Source organism: Photorhabdus akhurstii (genome assembly GCF_019090985.1).
Classification (GTDB): domain Bacteria; phylum Pseudomonadota; class Gammaproteobacteria; order Enterobacterales; family Enterobacteriaceae; genus Photorhabdus; species Photorhabdus akhurstii.
The window spans coordinates 2,110,744-2,127,693 of sequence record NZ_CP020335.1 but is presented as its reverse complement, the minus strand read 5'-3'; the positions used below and the strand labels follow the sequence as shown (position 1 = coordinate 2,127,693).

Below are 16,950 nucleotides of genomic sequence, written 5' to 3'. Positions count from 1 at the left end.
AGCAGAAAAACCCTTTTTATTAGCACAATATAATATTATATAAAAATCAACAAGTTAAAATTAACCGCAAAAAAAGGGTAAAAATAGGGTCGCATATCTGGTTAATGCAATGATATCCAATGCTTCAGAAAACCAACTAAATATCCTAAAACTGAGCTACTTACTCTTTTTACGATCACATATAGTTGTATAAAATAGCGGGCAATTTTTTTATAAAAATTAAGAAGATTGATCCCTTTTTCATGACTAATTCTATTTTAAGAGAGATACAAATGACTTCGCTACCCATTTATCATGTCGATGCATTCACCGATAGCCCATTCTCTGGTAATCCAGCCGCTGTTGTTATATTAGATAATTGGCTTCCAGATGAAACTCTATTATCTATTGCTATGGAAATAAATCTCTCTGAAACTGCTTTCCTAGTCGATAACCACCTACGTTGGTTTACACCAAAAGTTGAAGTTGATTTATGTGGGCACGCAACATTAGCGACAGCTTGCGTAATGGTTGAACATTTATCTGTTACTAATAACCCTATCGTATTTCAAACTCGCTCCGGGAATATTGCCGTTTATCATGACAACGGTACTTATACACTTGATTTACCCAGAGCTACTTACAAAGAAGAGTCCGCTCTACAAGCAGATATCGAAAATGCATTAAGTCAGAAAATATCCGAGCTTTTTGTCTCTCATAATCGCTACATTTGTTTACTCGAAACCATAGAACAAGTTTTAAATACAAAACCTAATTTTGACAAAATAGCCACTCTGCCTTTGCCAGGAGTTGTCATAACAGCACTAGGTGAACAACAAATTGACTTTGTTTCCCGATATTTCGCACCTGCTAAGGGTGTACCAGAAGATCCAGTAACCGGATCATCACATTGTGTATTAGCCCCATTTTGGAGCGACCGTTTAAATAAACAGAGATTGTATGCACGCCAATTGTCAAAACGCAGTGGAGACATTATGTGTGAATTACATGGAGATCGGGTGCATTTATCAGGCAAAGCCACATTATTTTCCTACGGGCATATCGTTCTCAATTCCCTAAATATTTCTTAAGATACACACGTCAATAAGTATTATTAATACAAAATTTTAAGGAAAAAAAGAGTTCTGCTATTAATAAAGCAAAACTCTTTTTTTTCTGGCTGCCTGTACGGCAGTGAACAACGTTACGAACGGTTTCGCGTGTGAAAAAATTTTCTAAGCTGCCTGTGCGGCAGTGAATACTCTCTATCATTTCTGCTATCCTCTCTGCGTTTTCTAAGCTGCCTGTGCGGCAGTGAACGCTGTTGTTTCTCAGCAAGAGAAAACAATTAATTTCTAAGCTGCCTGTGCGGCAGTGAACAAGCTATCAGCAACTTTACGGCTATCACGGATTTTCTAAGCTGCCTGTGCGGCAGTGAACAGCCCATCACTACAAATCCCGTCCGGTGAACATTTCTAAGCTGCCTGTGCGGCAGTGAACTCCAGCAACGGCCACTATCATGTTGCCTGAATTTTCTAAGCTGCCTGTGCGGCAGTGAACCTTTCGGTGAGAGTGAAATAATCCCTGACAACTTTCTAAGCTGCCTGTGCGGCAGTGAACCCACTATGATATTGTTAGCGAGTACCAAGTCTTTTCTAAGCTGCCTGTGCGGCAGTGAACTGTTAGATACTACCTTTAATTTACTGATTATTAAAGAACATAATGATAAAAAGCAGAAAAACCCTTTTTATTAGCAGCGGCTAATCTCTTAAATAAATCAATAAGTTATAATTAGCCGCTAAAAAAGGGTCAAAACCAAGGGATGGTAGCTGATGAACTTAATCCATACGAGCTAAAAACTCCTGATGTCGGTTTGTCTTGTATTGGCCCTTGTTTGACAAACAACAGAAAACTTTGACCTGATGACAAACTTTTGAGAAACAAGAATGGTAAATGAGTACGTTGCTCTTTGCTGATAGAAATGCGTTGTAAGGCTTGTTCCTCCGTTAACCATCCTTTTTTAATTGAACGACGACGAAGCCGCTCCACGCTACTTTTAACCTGCACTCGGCTGACACAACAGTACTTAGTTTCTTGGGGAATTGGCTGAATATCAGTCATTTCAGTGTAGTCCCGAAGTCCTTTTAACCAAGATAAAGACTGCAAATCATTCAATGCTTCATTTGCACCGTGAATTCTCAGCGTATCCCCCAGTGTTTTTCTCGCACACGGAAAACTGACCCCAATACGTCCGTTACCTACTTGCCCCAAAGCCCGATGCAGTTTAGCAAATAACGCTTCCATCAGACTTTGCTGGCTAAATTCAGGATCGGGAAGAACACGGATTTCAAAGTAATAATCCATCTGATTCCCTTATTCACCTTTTTCACCAAAAACACCGCCACGAATTAGTGTCGCCATAACATAGTGTTGTTGCTCTACTTCTGGCGCTTTTCCTTTAACGACCCAGTTATCTAACAAAGTATAAAAATCCATTTTCACTTTAGGCTGACGATAAGCCTTACCACGACTGGTGACAGAACCATAGGGTTCAACCGCTATTGGGCCAAGACCTAATTCCGTAGCGTCTGGGTACCACGTGTCAATAGTGCGGAGCGCATTACCCACTTTCTGAGAATGTAATGCAGCAATTTCATTTACCTGATACAACACTTTGCTTTTTTTACTGTTGCTATCGAGAACCAATTCTTGAGAAGGGAAAATTTCCTGCCCATGACCTAAACGAACAAATGCCTCAACATTGAAGAATGTTGATCTATCGCCTGCCAATCCTTCTTCAATTTCGACAGCAAGTTCAGCTAAATCACCTTCTACCTTACCAAATTCACGTAAGCTGAAATTTTCGCAATCAAACTCCCACCATTTACCACTCTTACCACTTGCGCGAACCTTAATTTCTTCTGCTCCAACTCGGTTACGCCACAAAAACCGTCCATTAGCCAAGTTCTCTGCATAACGTGCTGCAAGCGTTTTGAAACCATGTTCAGCGATATAGCCGTTAATCACGTTTGCCAGTTCAGCTTGATAATCCTGATCATTACATACTGATGGTATTGAAAGATTGCCTAAGACCCGTAATGTAAAGCTCACTTTCAGAGTATCAGCATCAAAAGGCAATGCGGCAACATCGACACGTTGCAGGTTTGCTTTTTGAATCTCGGCATCCAACTTAGCAGGATCACTAGTTAATGCGTTTTTCAAGCGGTTAGAAATCGTCCCTCGAACAGCTTTTTCCTGAATAGCAATAGGTTTCCATTCACCGTCAATCTGTTTCCAATTTCCAGCAAACATTAAAGCATCTGAGTTAGAAAGTTTACGTTCAAACGCCAGTACAGAAGCCGTTTTAATAGTTGATTTAGACATGTAGATATCCTTCTTTAAATTAATCAGTCGATTATTCTTACTTTCTTATTGGGTTTGGATTGACGGGAAACAGTCTGTTGATTACAACACCTGTATATACCCTCTCCCTCTTGATAGTCATAACACCAGAGTAACTGGCGAATATCATTAATACGGTGCGGGCTTTTCCATTCACCTACCCCATAGATTGCTTCTACAAAACGAAATGGAGTATTAGGATCACGAGTTTTATCTACTTTCCCGGCGGAATATAATGGTGATATCGCTTGATAACCCGTCATCAAGGGGACTAAATATCCCGAAGCAGGTTTGGGGATATATTCCCAATATGCAGGATCACCAATTTCAGGTTGCTTATCATCCTGAGTAGGAATTGCCCGCATTTTAATAGTAGAAAAATCAAGCCAGGCGTCAATCATCTCTGCTTGAGGATTATCCTGTTTTAATTCTTCGTAGTGTTTAGCTAACAATTCAGAGCGATCTAGCAAGGCAAAACCCGGTAATAAACGCCGCATTAACTTACGGGTTGCCAGTTTTTCCTGAGGAAAAGCAATAACATTGACTTTAGTAATTTCAGTGATTATACCACCCGCTAGTCGCTGAGTTGGACATATCTCCAGTAAATATTGTTCCAATTCGTTAGCTTCTGTATCGCCAGCAATTTCACCAGAACATTCTATTAATAAAGAAACTGTCATATGCATACGACCTTCTTCATTAAATGCAGCAGTTTTTGATTCCTTGGTAAGTGGATTGCGAGTTAAAGCAAAGACTTTATCCCTAATAGGATCAGACTGATGAGCATGCAGTTGGTGGTTATGACAAATAACGCCACAATTTTCCAATTTTAAATTATGACTTTGTTGTAGCTTGCGTGAAAGTGCATGAGTAAACCCAAGAAAATGGGTGATTGCCGGAAAACCATAGGTTAAGCCAGTAATCGCATTAGCATTCTCTACTCGAATGTGACGTAAAACAATTAAATAGCTCATAACGGTACCTCTGGCAATTCATCCTCAAATTCACGTAGGCGTTTTTTAAACACAGAGGCCCACTCATTACGTTCAGTCAATCCAAATTCTAACCGTTCATGACGCAATTCGTTGTTCAACCAAAGACCAAAATCGTCAGCAATTTCTTTTTTCCAGTCTCCACCTTCACGTTCAAATTTGAATATTTCATCCTGTTGACAACGATAGGGATCAAGCCAAAGCTGCTGAGAACGTTTTAATTTACAATTCGCACTCCAACCTTTAAATTCAACCTGATCCTGTACACTAGCGACATAGCTAAATAAAATATCAATAATTTCATCAATATATGCCTGACGATTCTGTCGAATTTCTTCCGTACGTTTTTGTGCACGAAATAGATATTGTCGCATCAATCTGACAGTACGATAAGATAACCGAACAAACTGACTACGCTGTTCAAAAATGGATCTGTGCCGTTCCGGCAGCTTGATATTACTTTGCCAGTTAGGAGCAGAACAAGATAAAAGCCAAGCTCGTCCACCTCGTACGCTATTAAGGTAAGAAATATTCTGCGGCTTAGTTCCACCTATATTCTGCACAGCCGTATTGGGATAAATTACTCTAGTTTCAGGATGCCAACGTTCTTCTTTCTTTGCCTTATTAATTTCTTTCGATGATTCACCAAAACGGGCTTCAGCGATACGCTGATACATCGCGTGAGCCAGAGATGACGAAAATAATGGACTTAATAAATGATACTCACCACTCTCATTATTTATCGGGAAATAAAGTTGCTTTGCCAGCTTATGTGAGGAAAGCGTTTCATCTGATAGAGCTTGACGAAACCCATTCACCCAACGTTCAAGTTGCTGATCATTTTCCGCCAATTCAGCTAATACTGAATAATCTCCGCGACTTAGGCACTCCACTAGTGAATCGCCCTGATATTCAGTTTGTAACAATTTTGCGACATCAAGAGCAGCGGCGTTACCCACTGAATCAATTACAGGTTTATACAAAGTTGCAGTAGAAAGATATTTTCCAGTTGTATTTGATGATGTGGCAAAAATACTGCTCCCTCTGGCATCACTATGAGTAAATTTCAGAGCATGTGTCACTAAACTAATCTGCTTTGCCCTGTTAGCGGCATCATCTAACCAATTCCTGACTTCATACTGTTCTTCCAATTCCTTACGCTGTTCAGCGATCTCTTCTCGAACCGACGTCATATCCTCCGAAGAGGTTAGCTTTACCAGTTTCTTTTCCGCCTCTTTATCAAAAGCCTCCAGTTTTGGCTGTTTACGGCTTTTGATATAATCGATAATAAATCGACTCAACCCATTTTCATTCATAGCCTCTTATTTCACCTTATCAATAATGACCATTAGAATGCGCTATCTCTCTAAAACAGAGAGATAGCACTACATTTATTAGTCAATCAGTCTACTGGTTAGCAGAACTTTGACTGATAGTAACAGATACCGTGATTACTTTTTGGCCCTGAACAATACTTGACTCCCTATGGAAATCAGTCACGGAAGGCAAATATATGAGTAGCATGATAACCATACTCAGCAGATTTCCTGCCTTACCGTGTTTCTTATTAGATTTTCTTTTCATCGCTATTTTCCAAATGTGTAACTTACAACCACATCTTACTCGTAGCGACCCCCAAAAATCAATACCTATGTATTCCTGTTCTTTAAAAATAAAAATGGAATTCAATTTTATGAGTATTTATTATATAAATACTACCGTGCAGGTAGCTTAGAAATATGTTTTCCTCTTCTTATAATAGAAACCAACTGCCGTACAGGCAGCGGCGCACTCAACTAGGTGCGCCAAATACCCCTAAAAACGGATGATAACACCATGCGTCTCCGCCATCTTTTTTCCTGAGGCAAATCTCACCAAAGCGTTGGCTGATATCTTTTAGTTCCATCTCATGGGTATCAGCCAGATCTTGGTAAATTGTCTCAGTATCAAGTTCAATCCAAATATTTACACCCGACGCAAACGATAACTCCTGCACATCCTTAAACTTACCATCGTCTTTTATCCCAGCAGGACCACTGTCTGGGGCCATAAATTTCGCCTTTTCACCCTCTTCTTCAAGCCACAGATAATATAATTCATCAGGTTCTGATTGACGAAATGGTTTATGGCGTTGCAATTCTGCACACCATGAAGCCTCTTCTCGCCACCAAAGAGCTGAGCAGTAACCGTGTTTATTATCAGAAACACCTTGAAGCTCTTCCCATAAACGTTGATGCTCAAGATCGACCAAATTTTCAAACGGTGAACTATCTCCAGCATTATCGCGTTCCTTTATTCTCGGCAATGCACTGATTAGTTCATATTGATAAGGTTCCAGTAATTCATGTAAATCATGACTAGCAAAAAGATAATCTTTCGATTCAAACCCTGGGCGACAATAAACCGGATGTTCTAAATTAGTCGCTTTAAGTGCGTTATAGTTTTTCGCCAGAATATGCAAATTGGGAATTCGTGGCTCTTTTTGCCGATGACGTTGAATACGGCCAGCAAGTTGTATAAGAGAGCGCATTGAACTGGGTTCGGCAATGGACCAGTCGTAATCGTGATCCCTCCCTACTTCAGCTACAGAGGTTGCTATTACCACAAAAATATGATGCTTTTCTGGTGTCTCTTCTAATGCTTTGCGAATTTCCGCCACCTGCCACAACGATTCTTCATCGTATCGTGTTAACGTTGAATCCAACCGATGTTCAAGATGAGAACGTATCGCCAAAGGATGCTGGCTGTGATAGACACAATAATGGATACGTACACCTTTAGGGGATGGTATCTGTAATAACCGCTGTGCAACAGCAACCAATGGATCAATATTTGCCATACGGATTAAACCAATAGAGACGGTTTTACCCGATGAATGAGTTTGATGATGCTCCTCACGCAACTTCAATATAGAGTGATGCATCACTTCGGCGATAGTATTAATAACATCATTAACTTCACAACTTTCAGAAATAACCGGTACAAGTTCAGCTTTACGCAATGGCACTATTTTTTTAAGCCTGCCAATACGCTTATTAACGAAAATATTATGCTGTTCCTGAAACTGATATGCATCGACCACATCCTGTTGAGTTGTTTCATATTCATCAAACCAAGCACAACAGATATTCACCGGGGCACCTGGTTGACCACATGCTAATTGATAATCTTGACGTCCAGCCCGATAAGCATTGAACAATGTCTGAATCAACGCAGGAGGTAATGTGGCCGATGAAAACAATACCCGCGAACCTAATAACCCTGCCCAGTTCACTAACCTACATAAAGCAGGCAAGTCGTTAATATCAAAATCATCCGGCTCATCCAACACCAAATCAGAAGTGAGTAACCTCAGCATGGGTGCAATTTGCTTTCCACCACGAATACCCTCAGTGGCGGGAATTAAATGGTCGATGGTTGTCACCAGCACAGGTGCGCTAAGCAATTGATTAAGTTTATTATCTTTACGTAACCAATGACTCAGACGCCCATCATCTAAGCTACCGTCATAACTAACATACTGGTGTTCAGCAAATAACTCTTCCGCGGATATACTACCCACATCAGGCTCAAGCTCCTTTTGACGAAGTTGAAGTTGATGCAACTCTTTCACTGCCTGAGAACCAATAAGCACCGCCAGATCGTCTTCTTCCAAATGCAACCTTTTACGTAATGCATCACCGGTTTGTAACGTTAACGTTCTTAACCCCAAAGCGATAGAGAAACGGCATCCTTGTTTTTCATCAGCTAATCCATACATGATGCGTGCATTAGCAAAAGTTTTACCACAACCAGTAGAAGCCATATTAATGCCAAAAAAACCCTGTTCTACTGAACGTTCACGTAAAGTACATGCAACATCGAACGCCTGATCCTGCCAACGGTATTTTTCATCTTTACTACGTTGTTTAAATCCTTTGTGGCGAGTAATCGCAGGTAGCGTTTTGCGGATATGCGGCAAGCTTCTCCCTAGTAATAAAGCATTCTGCCCAACACCAATATTGTGTTCATCTAACCGTTGTTTACACTTACCAGTGGTTTTATCGGTATTAGCAAATACGCCATAATTAATATCCTGCCAACCCAAAGTTGCAGGCAACGATGAATAATGATGATCGGCCAGCATTAAAATCAGTCGAGACATATGACTGGTGAAACGCTGGTTCAGATTGCCATATTGCGATAATGATGTTGATTGCAGCGCTCTTCGCGCAAATTTTTGTGCTTTCTGACGCCAAGTCTGACTGCGGATAGGTGTACCATTTGGGAATGTCCAGACATCACGTTTATCCTGATTACTCCAGTCCTTCTTATCCATGTTGACTGAGTTCCATGATGGTTCTAACTGCTTAGTCAACCAATTTTCAATGTATTCCAGTTGCGGCTCGTTTGAATAATCACTGTGATAGGAAGGATAAACAGGAAGACGATGATGAGAGAGGATTAGCCAAGCAACAGTGGTTGCCAATGGCGGTAAATCAGTAAAAGGGTTCGTATATTTTTTAGCAATACCATCCTTAACCAAACGGGAAAGAATCTTATCCTCATCACTAGGCTCAATCTGACTTAACGAAGTCAACCACTCCTTATCATTTTGATTATCAACAAATGCCCGAAATAACCGCAGAGATACCCATTCATGTCGATATGGTTGAAACCGCCCATCTCCTCGTAAACCTTGCTGGAACAACGCATTAGCTTTACCAAAATCATGAAATAACCCAGCAACCGCCGCCAATAAGCTTATAGCTTCTACACTATGCCAGTGATTTTCATCCTGACTTTTCAACACATCACGTTGTGTTGTATTTGTAGGTACAACTCCCCGTGAGTTAAAACGTCGCAAATTCCCGACTATCCATAACAGCTCAGTTTGACCACCACTTTTTATCCAATGGCAAGCAACCGCCGTATTACGACGTGCCGTTTTACGCAATAGCTTACGCAAAGTATTTAAACCTTCCAGTGTGATAGCCGTTTGCCAAGTTCTATCACCTTTACGTTCAGCAAATTGATCCAAAATTCGGCGGGTTTCTGTTAGCGCGCGTTTGTTGCATTGAGAGACTAAAAGAATATTCATCGTGCCACCTGACTCAGTTGTTGAGCCGTTGTTTGCAAGGCATCAATCATAGTGTCCAATGCCTCAGCTTTTTGAAACCCACTAATACAGCGTTGGCGAAATTCCTGTTCATCTTCTCCAGCCATTGCGGCAATAAATGCTTGTGGCAATACCAACGCATCTTTAATCAGATCAGCAACATCAAAAACCAAACCACCACGACGGGTTTTACCATGCAACACCGCCAGACCATGTGGTAAACCAATGACCCAAGTTGCAACAGCGGCTAATCCATAAGCCAGATAATTACCATGATCAAGAAAACGGTTTGCTAAATCGACACCACCGCCGCGTTTTGCCCGAACAAAGTCGCCGTAACTCACTGCATTTGCCGCCAGTTTGTATAACGCTTTAGTCATCACAGCTTCTTGAGCCAATAAATCTTTATTATCACGACAATTTGCAAGATTCTGCTCATAACGTGTGAGTAATGACAATAAACTCTCACGATTAAGCATAAAAGAGTTATCTCGCAACATCCGACTACTTAGCCAATGCTCACGAATTTGTGCAATACGAATTTTTTGAAAAGCAATCGCTGCCGCTAATCGTTTTTCGTCATCAAACCAGAAACTCACCCAATCTTGTAAATACTCCGTAGGGCGATATTCACTTTGTGGCGTCAGCCAAGATACATCAACTTCAACCTCATTAGCCGCAAATAGCGGTGTACCTCCACCACCACAAAAACCAACTAAAACACCCGCCTTAGCGAATTCACGCATTGCTGCCTGAGTAATAGAAGTACCCGTTCCCAACATGATAACGGTAGTATTTGCAATTGGGATATTCCAATACAGGGACTGCTTTCCTTCATCAGTGACATACTCAACACGGCCACCATTCACTAATACTCGACAATATTGCAGGTAATAAATATTCGAGCGTTTGGAATGCAAAATAGTTTTAAGGTCACTAGGAGAAAAGTTGTTATCCATAATGTAGAATTACCTAACTAATTAATTTCATTTATGGTAAATATTATGCATAAATTTTACACAAGTAAAACATCACAGAGGTAAATCAAAAAAATTTACAATTCTTTACTAATTCACAGCATAGTACCTTCCCTAAACAGGAATGATTATGCTCTAAGCTATTTGTGTAGCAGCACACTCGATAGTTTAAAGAAGAAGAAAACTTTCTATTTTTAAGCTGCCTGTACGGCAGTGCACAACAAACCGAATCTCCCCAGAGCGCATTTTATTTTCTAAGCTGCCTGTACGGCAGTGCACGCTTTCTTGATGTTGTCCTGATTCTGCCTGATTTTCTAAGCTGCCTGTACGGCAGTGCACTCTTAAGCAACGGCGCAGTGCTGTACTTCTTATTTCTAAGCTGCCTGTACGGCAGTGCACTTCAAGGGCACACTGTGTCTTGACCGGTGGATTTTCTAAGCTGCCTGTACGGCAGTGCACCTGTCGCCAACTTTTTAAGCCATGACATAACATTTCTAAGCTGCCTGTACGGCAGTGCACGATCTGTGGGAAGTCAGCCTTGTCACTTTTCCTTTCTAAGCTGCCTGTACGGCAGTGCACACGCTATATATTAGAAGATACCAAATTGGGAGTTTCTAAGCTGCCTGTACGGCAGTGCACCCGCATTAAAACTAATTTCCCAGTCTATAACATTTCTAAGCTGCCTGTACGGCAGTGCACTAAAATGACTGGCGTTCAGGACATTTTAGACATTTCTAAGCTGCCTGTACGGCAGTGCACGACCAAATCACTCTTCCAGTCGCCAACCCTACTTTCTAAGCTGCCTGTACGGCAGTGCACATAAACGATCTGACTGCCTAGCAGTCTCTGAATTTCTAAGCTGCCTGTACGGCAGTGCACTTGGCGATGAATTGCAAATAGGCCACGACCCCTTTCTAAGCTGCCTGTACGGCAGTGCACATACCTTATCCTGGCCTGAGCAGCCTAACAATTTTCTAAGCTGCCTGTACGGCAGTGCACGCATGTCTGGTTTGCAATATAACGGTCATATTTTTCTAAGCTGCCTGTACGGCAGTGCACGATAAAAGTTGAAGTATCAGGGCTGGCGGAAATTTCTAAGCTGCCTGTACGGCAGTGCACTGCGAACGGTAATAAATCCATCTTCACAATCTTTTCTAAGCTGCCTGTACGGCAGTGCACCCGGGTTTTTACGTAAGTTCAGAGCGCCAAAATTTCTAAGCTGCCTGTACGGCAGTGCACTGTTACATATTAACTTTAACATGCTGATTTTCAAAGAACATAACTACTAAAAAGTGAAAAACCCTTTTTATAAGAGATAATTAATTTACCCATAAAATCAATCAATTACAATTCCCTTCAAAAAAAGGGTAAAAATAAGGTAGCAGCAAAAATATCATCACATACTTAAGTCGTCTGTCGTGACTGCTCCCCGCCGTAAAGAGGGTGTCGCAAAAGGTTAAGGTCACTTTTTCAAGCATCAAGTTAAATTCAATCACTGACTTTGGGCAGCCTGTTATTTGTATGGATAACAGGCTAAAAATAATCCCTAATATCAGAGCCACCGCTCTTGATAAGTTATAGGCCATTGCATGCAGGGAAAACTCCAGCTTTACCGCTGACAATCCCTTACGCCGAAAGCGTTCCAGTCTCTGAATTCCCCGTAATGCCGAAAATACCGGTTCTACCAGGCTCTTCCGTTGACTCAATATCTGTTTTGACTCGGGTCGGGCCATATGCAAACGAAGCGCCTCCCTCCCTTCATCTTCCGGATAACGTTTTATTTTTCTTCCTCCTTTAGCCTTTGTGCAGCCCGCTTTCTGCGGGCATCCGGCACAATTGTCAGCGCTATAAACCCGATAGGGCCGCGTTTTTTCAGTGGCTTTCACTGTACTTTGCAGGGACAATTGGTGATGCGCAGGACAAATATAGCAATCTTGCTCAGCATCATAAGTAAATAATGATTTAGGATAGATTTTTCGTGCACGCTGTCGGTCTGAATTTTCTGCACAAAACAGCAAGATCTGATGTTTCTTCGCCTCAGCAATCACATCGTCATGGAAATAACCGGCATCCAATATCAATTTTTCCGGGTGACCGCCCGAGATAGTGAGATTCTGCGCCAATAACGCGGCCATCACTTGGGTTTCACTGGAGGGATCGACCGTGTGAGCGACGATAAGACGTCTGTTGTTGACTAAAACAGACGGTTTATAGGAAGTTGAAAATCCCCTTCCCCGCTTAAGTTTCTGGACGACGGCTTCGGGTTCTGTTGGATTGATACGCAGTTGGCTGGCATCCTTCCCTTTTTTTTCGCGATTTTCTTGTCGGCGCCGTAATACGCTGGCTCCCTGTTCCAATTGCTTTATGCGTTTTTCTGTCTGCGCTGTGGCAGGGGTGGCCGTGAGAGTATTTTTTTCACGTGAAATCGCTTCCTGAGTTAAAAGGTGGTAATGAGAACAGGCCGCCTCTATCACTGTCCCGTCACCGGCCAGGCACGAGCCGTCCGAATGACTACGGTGCAAAATGGATAAGGTCAGTGCCTTAAAAAACGAGCCCGTCAGGACGGATTGGTGCTGATAAATAAAACGCCCAAGACTGGCATGATCGGGCGTAATTCCCTGACTGACAAAAATACAGCCTAAATCTAAACGCGCAAGTCGTTCAAGTTCTCTGAGCGAGCAGTGTCCTTTCATGATCCCATAAAGCAGGATCCCTATCATGGAGCGTGGAGAATAAGGGGCTCTCCCTGTCGAAGCATAATGGCGTTCAAAAGGGCCCCAATCTTGCTCATCAAGAATGTCAGTAACAATAAATGCGCTACGCTCCCCCATTTGCCTGAGATAATCAGAAAGGGAAAGGGAGCCATCCAATACAGGTAAGTGCTGAGCTTTGACAAACTGACGTCCGGTATGAAGGGAAGGTTCCCGTTTTCGAATGAATAAGGTCATAAAAGATCTGCGCTTAAAAGAAGTACGCAGATCTTAACGGATAATACACGCCTTTTGCGACACCCTCTAAAGAGGGTGTCGCAAAAGGTTAAGGTCACTTTTTCAAGCATCAAGTTAAATTCAATCACTGACTTTGGGCAGCCTGTTATTTGTATGGATAACAGGCTAAAAATAATCCCTAATATCAGAGCCACCGCTCTTGATAAGTTATAGGCCATTGCATGCAGGGAAAACTCCAGCTTTACCGCTGACAATCCCTTACGCCGAAAGCGTTCCAGTCTCTGAATTCCCCGTAATGCCGAAAATACCGGTTCTACCAAGCTCTTTCGTTGACTCAATATCTGTTTTGACTCGGGTCGGGCCATATGCAAACGAAGCGCCTCCCTCCCTTCATCTTCCGGATAACGTTTTATTCTTCCATATGAAAGGTTAAAACCACCGACTTTAGTCGGTCAGCTTTAGCTGAGATACTGTGTTGCATGGGAGGTGCAACATGGATTACAGATACGGTAGTCACACAGTATTTCAGATTGAATACCATTTTGTGTGGGTAACGAAATACAGGCACAAAGTGCTGATAGGTGAAGTAGCAATACGGGTGCGCGAGTTAGTTCGTCAGACATGTGAAGCATTTGAAATCAGGATATTAAAAGGGGTCGTGAGCAAAGATCATGTTCACATACTGGTGAGTAGTCCCCCGACATTATCTCCCTCAGAAATCATGAGGAGACTGAAGGGAAGGACAGCGAGTAAGTTGTTTGAAGAGTTTTCGCATCTAAAGAAACGCTACTGGGGTCAGCATTTTTGGGGCAGAGGCTATTTTTGTGCGACGGTGGGTCAGTTAACGGAAGAGATGATAAAGGCTTATCTGGAGCATCATTTTGAACCAAACCCGGATGATAACTTCAGGATAGACAATTGACGCATCGTTCAGCCGATGCGTATCCGGACTTTCAGTCCGTTAATCACTAACCCACCGACTTTAGTCGGTGGTTGTTGAGTTTTCTTCCTCCTTTAGCCTTTGTGCAGCCCGCTTTCTGCGGGCATCCGGCACAATTGTCAGCGCTATAAACCCGATAGGGCCGCGTTTTTTCAGTGGCTTTCACTGTACTTTGCAGGGACAATTGGTGATGCGCAGGACAAATATAGCAATCTTGCTCAGCATCATAAGTAAATAATGATTTAGGATAGATTTTTCGTGCACGCTGTCGGTCTGAATTTTCTGCACAAAACAGCAAGATCTGATGTTTCTTCGCCTCAGCAATCACATCGTCATGGAAATAACCGGCATCCAATATCAATTTTTCCGGGTGACCGCCCGAGATAGTGAGATTCTGCGCCAATAACGCGGCCATCACTTGGGTTTCACTGGAGGGATCGACCGTGTGAGCGACGATAAGACGTCTGTTGTTGACTAAAACAGACGGTTTATAGGAAGTTGAAAATCCCCTTCCCCGCTTAAGTTTCTGGACGACGGCTTCGGGTTCTGTTGGATTGATACGCAGTTGGCTGGCATCCTTCCCTTTTTTTTCGCGATTTTCTTGTCGGCGCCGTAATACGCTGGCTCCCTGTTCCAATTGCTTTATGCGTTTTTCTGTCTGCGCTGTGGCAGGGGTGGCCGTGAGAGTATTTTTTTCACGTGAAATCGCTTCCTGAGTTAAAAGGTGGTAATGAGAACAGGCCGCCTCTATCACTGTCCCGTCACCGGCCAGGCACGAGCCGTCCGAATGACTACGGTGCAAAATGGATAAGGTCAGCGCCTTAAAAAACGAGCCCGTCAGGACGGATTGGTGCTGATAAATAAAACGCCCAAGACTGGCATGATCGGGCGTAATTCCCTGACTGACAAAAATACAGCCTAAATCTAAACGCGCAAGTCGTTCAAGTTCTCTGAGCGAGCAGTGTCCTTTCATGATCCCATAAAGCAGGATCCCTATCATGGAGCGGGGAGAATAAGGGGCTCTCCCTGTCGAAGCATAATGGCGTTCAAAAGGGCCCCAATCTTGCTCATCAAGAATGTCAGTAACAATAAATGCGCTACGCTCCCCCATTTGCCTGAGATAATCAGAAAGGGAAAGGGAGCCATCCAATACAGGTAAGTGCTGAGCTTTGACAAACTGACGTCCGGTATGAAGGGAGGGTTCCCGTTTTCGAATGAATAAGGTCATAAAAGATCTGCGCTTAAAAGAAGTACGCAGATCTTAACGGATAATACACGCCTTTTGCGACACCCTCTAAACGGCGAGGCTTCCCACTTCTCAGGCCGCCACCGTCGATGCAACGGATTTACGCTGGCCTCCGTGGGCAGAAACGACGAGTCCCGCCGCCTGTAATTCCTGTATGCCCTTGCGCTCGATGTTGAGCGCTGCGTTGATATCACGATCATGTTCGACACCACAGCAAGGACATGGCCAGCTCCGCTTATGCAGCGGCAGTTCTGGCATTTTGTGACCGCAACAGTGACAGGTTTTCGAACTGGCGAACCACTGATCCAGCTTCACCAGATGAACCCCTTTCTCTGCGGCTTTGTATTCCAGTTTCTTGATGAAGCCATGCCAGCCCGCATCGCCGATAGCCCGAGCCAGCCTGGGATTCTTCATCATGTTGGCCGATTTCAGCGTCTCAACAATTATCGCTTGGTTTTCGTCAACCATTGTTCGGGAGAGTTTGTGTTGAAAATCGGCGCGAGCATTCGCTACCCGCTCGTGTACGGCGGCAAGCCTCTGTCGTGCTTTACGGCGGTTGGCGCTGCCTTTTTGTTTCCGGGAGAGGGCCTTCTGTTTACGCCTCAGATTACGGCCGGCATTGATAAGATGACGGGGATTGGCCATCTTATCTCCGCTGGATTTGATAGCGTAGTGAGATAATCCCATATCCAAACCTGTCATCTGGGTTATCAAAGAGGGCTTCTCGGGCGCGGCCATGCCATCATCACAGAGTATCGAGGCGTAGTATTTGCCGGTGGCTGAACGACTCAGGGTCATGCTTTTCACCTCTCCGGTCATTTCACGGTGCAGACGGGCTTCTATCGGCGATAACTTGGGTATTTTTATTGCCCCGTCCAGCACTTTCACCCCGACACAATGATAGCTGGACTGCCTGCCATGCTTGCGTTTGAACGCCGGGAAGCGCGCTTTCAGCTTCGGATGAAAAAAATTGGAAAACGCCATATCGAGGTTAATCACCGCCTGCTGCAAGGCGATGGCGTCATACGCTTTAAGCCAGGCATACCGGCGGGATTTTTTCGCCACTGACAGTAAGGGCTTGAGGTCTTTACGCGGGCTAAGGTTCACCCCGTGGCGTTGATAAGCGTGCTTCTTGATGTGGAGCGCCTTGTTGTATGCGAAACGAACCGCACCGAACTGAGCATTGAGATAATCAGCCTGTTCTGGCGTCGGGTAAATACGGACTTTGGTGGCTCTTAACATCATCAGCGCTCATCGGTATAGTTGATGTATTTTAACCGCTTTTTTTGGCCGTGTCCCCCCGGGCTGCCAATGAGCGTGAGGGTTAATAACCTGAAAGCCCTACGGGCTTTTCGCCTTATATCACCG

At 43.3% G+C, this 16,950-nt stretch carries 12 protein-coding genes and 2 CRISPR repeat arrays; of the genes, 2 read left to right on the top strand and 10 right to left on the bottom strand.

Annotation, left to right across the window (positions count from 1 at the left end; all coding sequences use genetic code 11):
• Positions 1–272 precede the first annotated feature (272 nt).
• The gene (locus B0X70_RS09265) at positions 273–1,070 is read left to right on the top strand and encodes a PhzF family protein (protein WP_217471362.1); all 798 of its coding nucleotides are present in this window, start codon (positions 273–275) and stop codon (positions 1,068–1,070) included.
• An 80-nt stretch (positions 1,071–1,150) separates the two neighbouring features.
• Positions 1,151–1,659: a CRISPR direct-repeat array (repeat unit 28 nt; unit sequence TTTCTAAGCTGCCTGTGCGGCAGTGAAC).
• Positions 1,660–1,788: 129 nt separating this feature from the next.
• On the opposite strand, the gene cas6f is transcribed toward B0X70_RS09265, so the two are convergent.
• The 8 genes from cas6f to B0X70_RS09225 form a co-directional block, all read right to left on the bottom strand.
• The gene (gene cas6f, locus B0X70_RS09260) at positions 1,789–2,343 is read right to left on the bottom strand and encodes a type I-F CRISPR-associated endoribonuclease Cas6/Csy4 (RefSeq protein WP_217471361.1); all 555 of its coding nucleotides are present in this window, start codon (positions 2,341–2,343) and stop codon (positions 1,789–1,791) included.
• Positions 2,344–2,352: 9 nt separating this feature from the next.
• Positions 2,353–3,363: a type I-F CRISPR-associated protein Csy3 gene (csy3, locus tag B0X70_RS09255; protein WP_217471360.1), complete on the bottom strand. Its 1,011-nt coding sequence runs from the start codon at positions 3,361–3,363 to the stop codon at positions 2,353–2,355.
• A gap of 23 nt (positions 3,364–3,386) precedes the next feature.
• Positions 3,387–4,355 carry a type I-F CRISPR-associated protein Csy2 gene (gene csy2, locus B0X70_RS09250; protein WP_217471359.1) on the bottom strand — a complete coding sequence of 323 codons (969 nt, stop codon included), beginning with the start codon at positions 4,353–4,355 and terminating at the stop codon, positions 3,387–3,389.
• Complete coding sequence (gene csy1 / locus B0X70_RS09245) at positions 4,352–5,689, bottom strand: type I-F CRISPR-associated protein Csy1 (RefSeq protein ID WP_217471358.1); 1,338 nt, start codon at positions 5,687–5,689, stop codon at positions 4,352–4,354. The genes csy2 and csy1 overlap by 4 nt, the downstream gene beginning before the upstream one ends.
• Positions 5,690–6,165: 476 nt before the next feature.
• Entirely contained in the window at positions 6,166–9,453 is a 3,288-nt protein-coding gene (gene cas3f / locus B0X70_RS09240; RefSeq protein WP_217471357.1) for a type I-F CRISPR-associated helicase Cas3f, read from the bottom strand.
• Positions 9,450–10,430, bottom strand: a complete 981-nt coding sequence (cas1f, locus tag B0X70_RS09235) for a type I-F CRISPR-associated endonuclease Cas1f (protein WP_214066664.1) — start codon at positions 10,428–10,430, stop codon at positions 9,450–9,452. The genes cas3f and cas1f overlap by 4 nt, the downstream gene beginning before the upstream one ends.
• A 209-nt stretch (positions 10,431–10,639) precedes the next feature.
• A CRISPR array of direct repeats spans positions 10,640–11,687; the repeat unit is 28 nt; unit sequence TTTCTAAGCTGCCTGTACGGCAGTGCAC.
• 101 nt (positions 11,688–11,788) lie between these two features.
• Complete coding sequence (locus B0X70_RS09230) at positions 11,789–13,396, bottom strand: transposase (protein ID WP_217471356.1); 1,608 nt, start codon at positions 13,394–13,396, stop codon at positions 11,789–11,791.
• Complete coding sequence (locus B0X70_RS09225) at positions 13,393–13,809, bottom strand: transposase (RefSeq protein WP_256448187.1); 417 nt, start codon at positions 13,807–13,809, stop codon at positions 13,393–13,395. The genes B0X70_RS09230 and B0X70_RS09225 overlap by 4 nt, the downstream gene beginning before the upstream one ends.
• A gap of 80 nt (positions 13,810–13,889) precedes the next feature.
• Between B0X70_RS09225 and tnpA the strand changes: the two genes are divergently transcribed.
• Positions 13,890–14,318: an IS200/IS605 family transposase gene (gene tnpA / locus B0X70_RS09220; protein ID WP_217471354.1), complete on the top strand. Its 429-nt coding sequence runs from the start codon at positions 13,890–13,892 to the stop codon at positions 14,316–14,318.
• A gap of 46 nt (positions 14,319–14,364) precedes the next feature.
• On the opposite strand, the gene B0X70_RS09215 is transcribed toward tnpA, so the two are convergent.
• The gene (locus tag B0X70_RS09215) at positions 14,365–15,564 is read right to left on the bottom strand and encodes a transposase (protein ID WP_217471353.1); all 1,200 of its coding nucleotides are present in this window, start codon (positions 15,562–15,564) and stop codon (positions 14,365–14,367) included.
• Positions 15,565–15,654: 90 nt separating this feature from the next.
• On the bottom strand, positions 15,655–16,824 hold the full coding sequence (locus B0X70_RS09210) for an RNA-guided endonuclease InsQ/TnpB family protein (protein WP_217471707.1): 1,170 nt from the start codon (positions 16,822–16,824) through the stop codon (positions 15,655–15,657).
• Between the last annotated feature and the right edge of the window lie 126 nt (positions 16,825–16,950).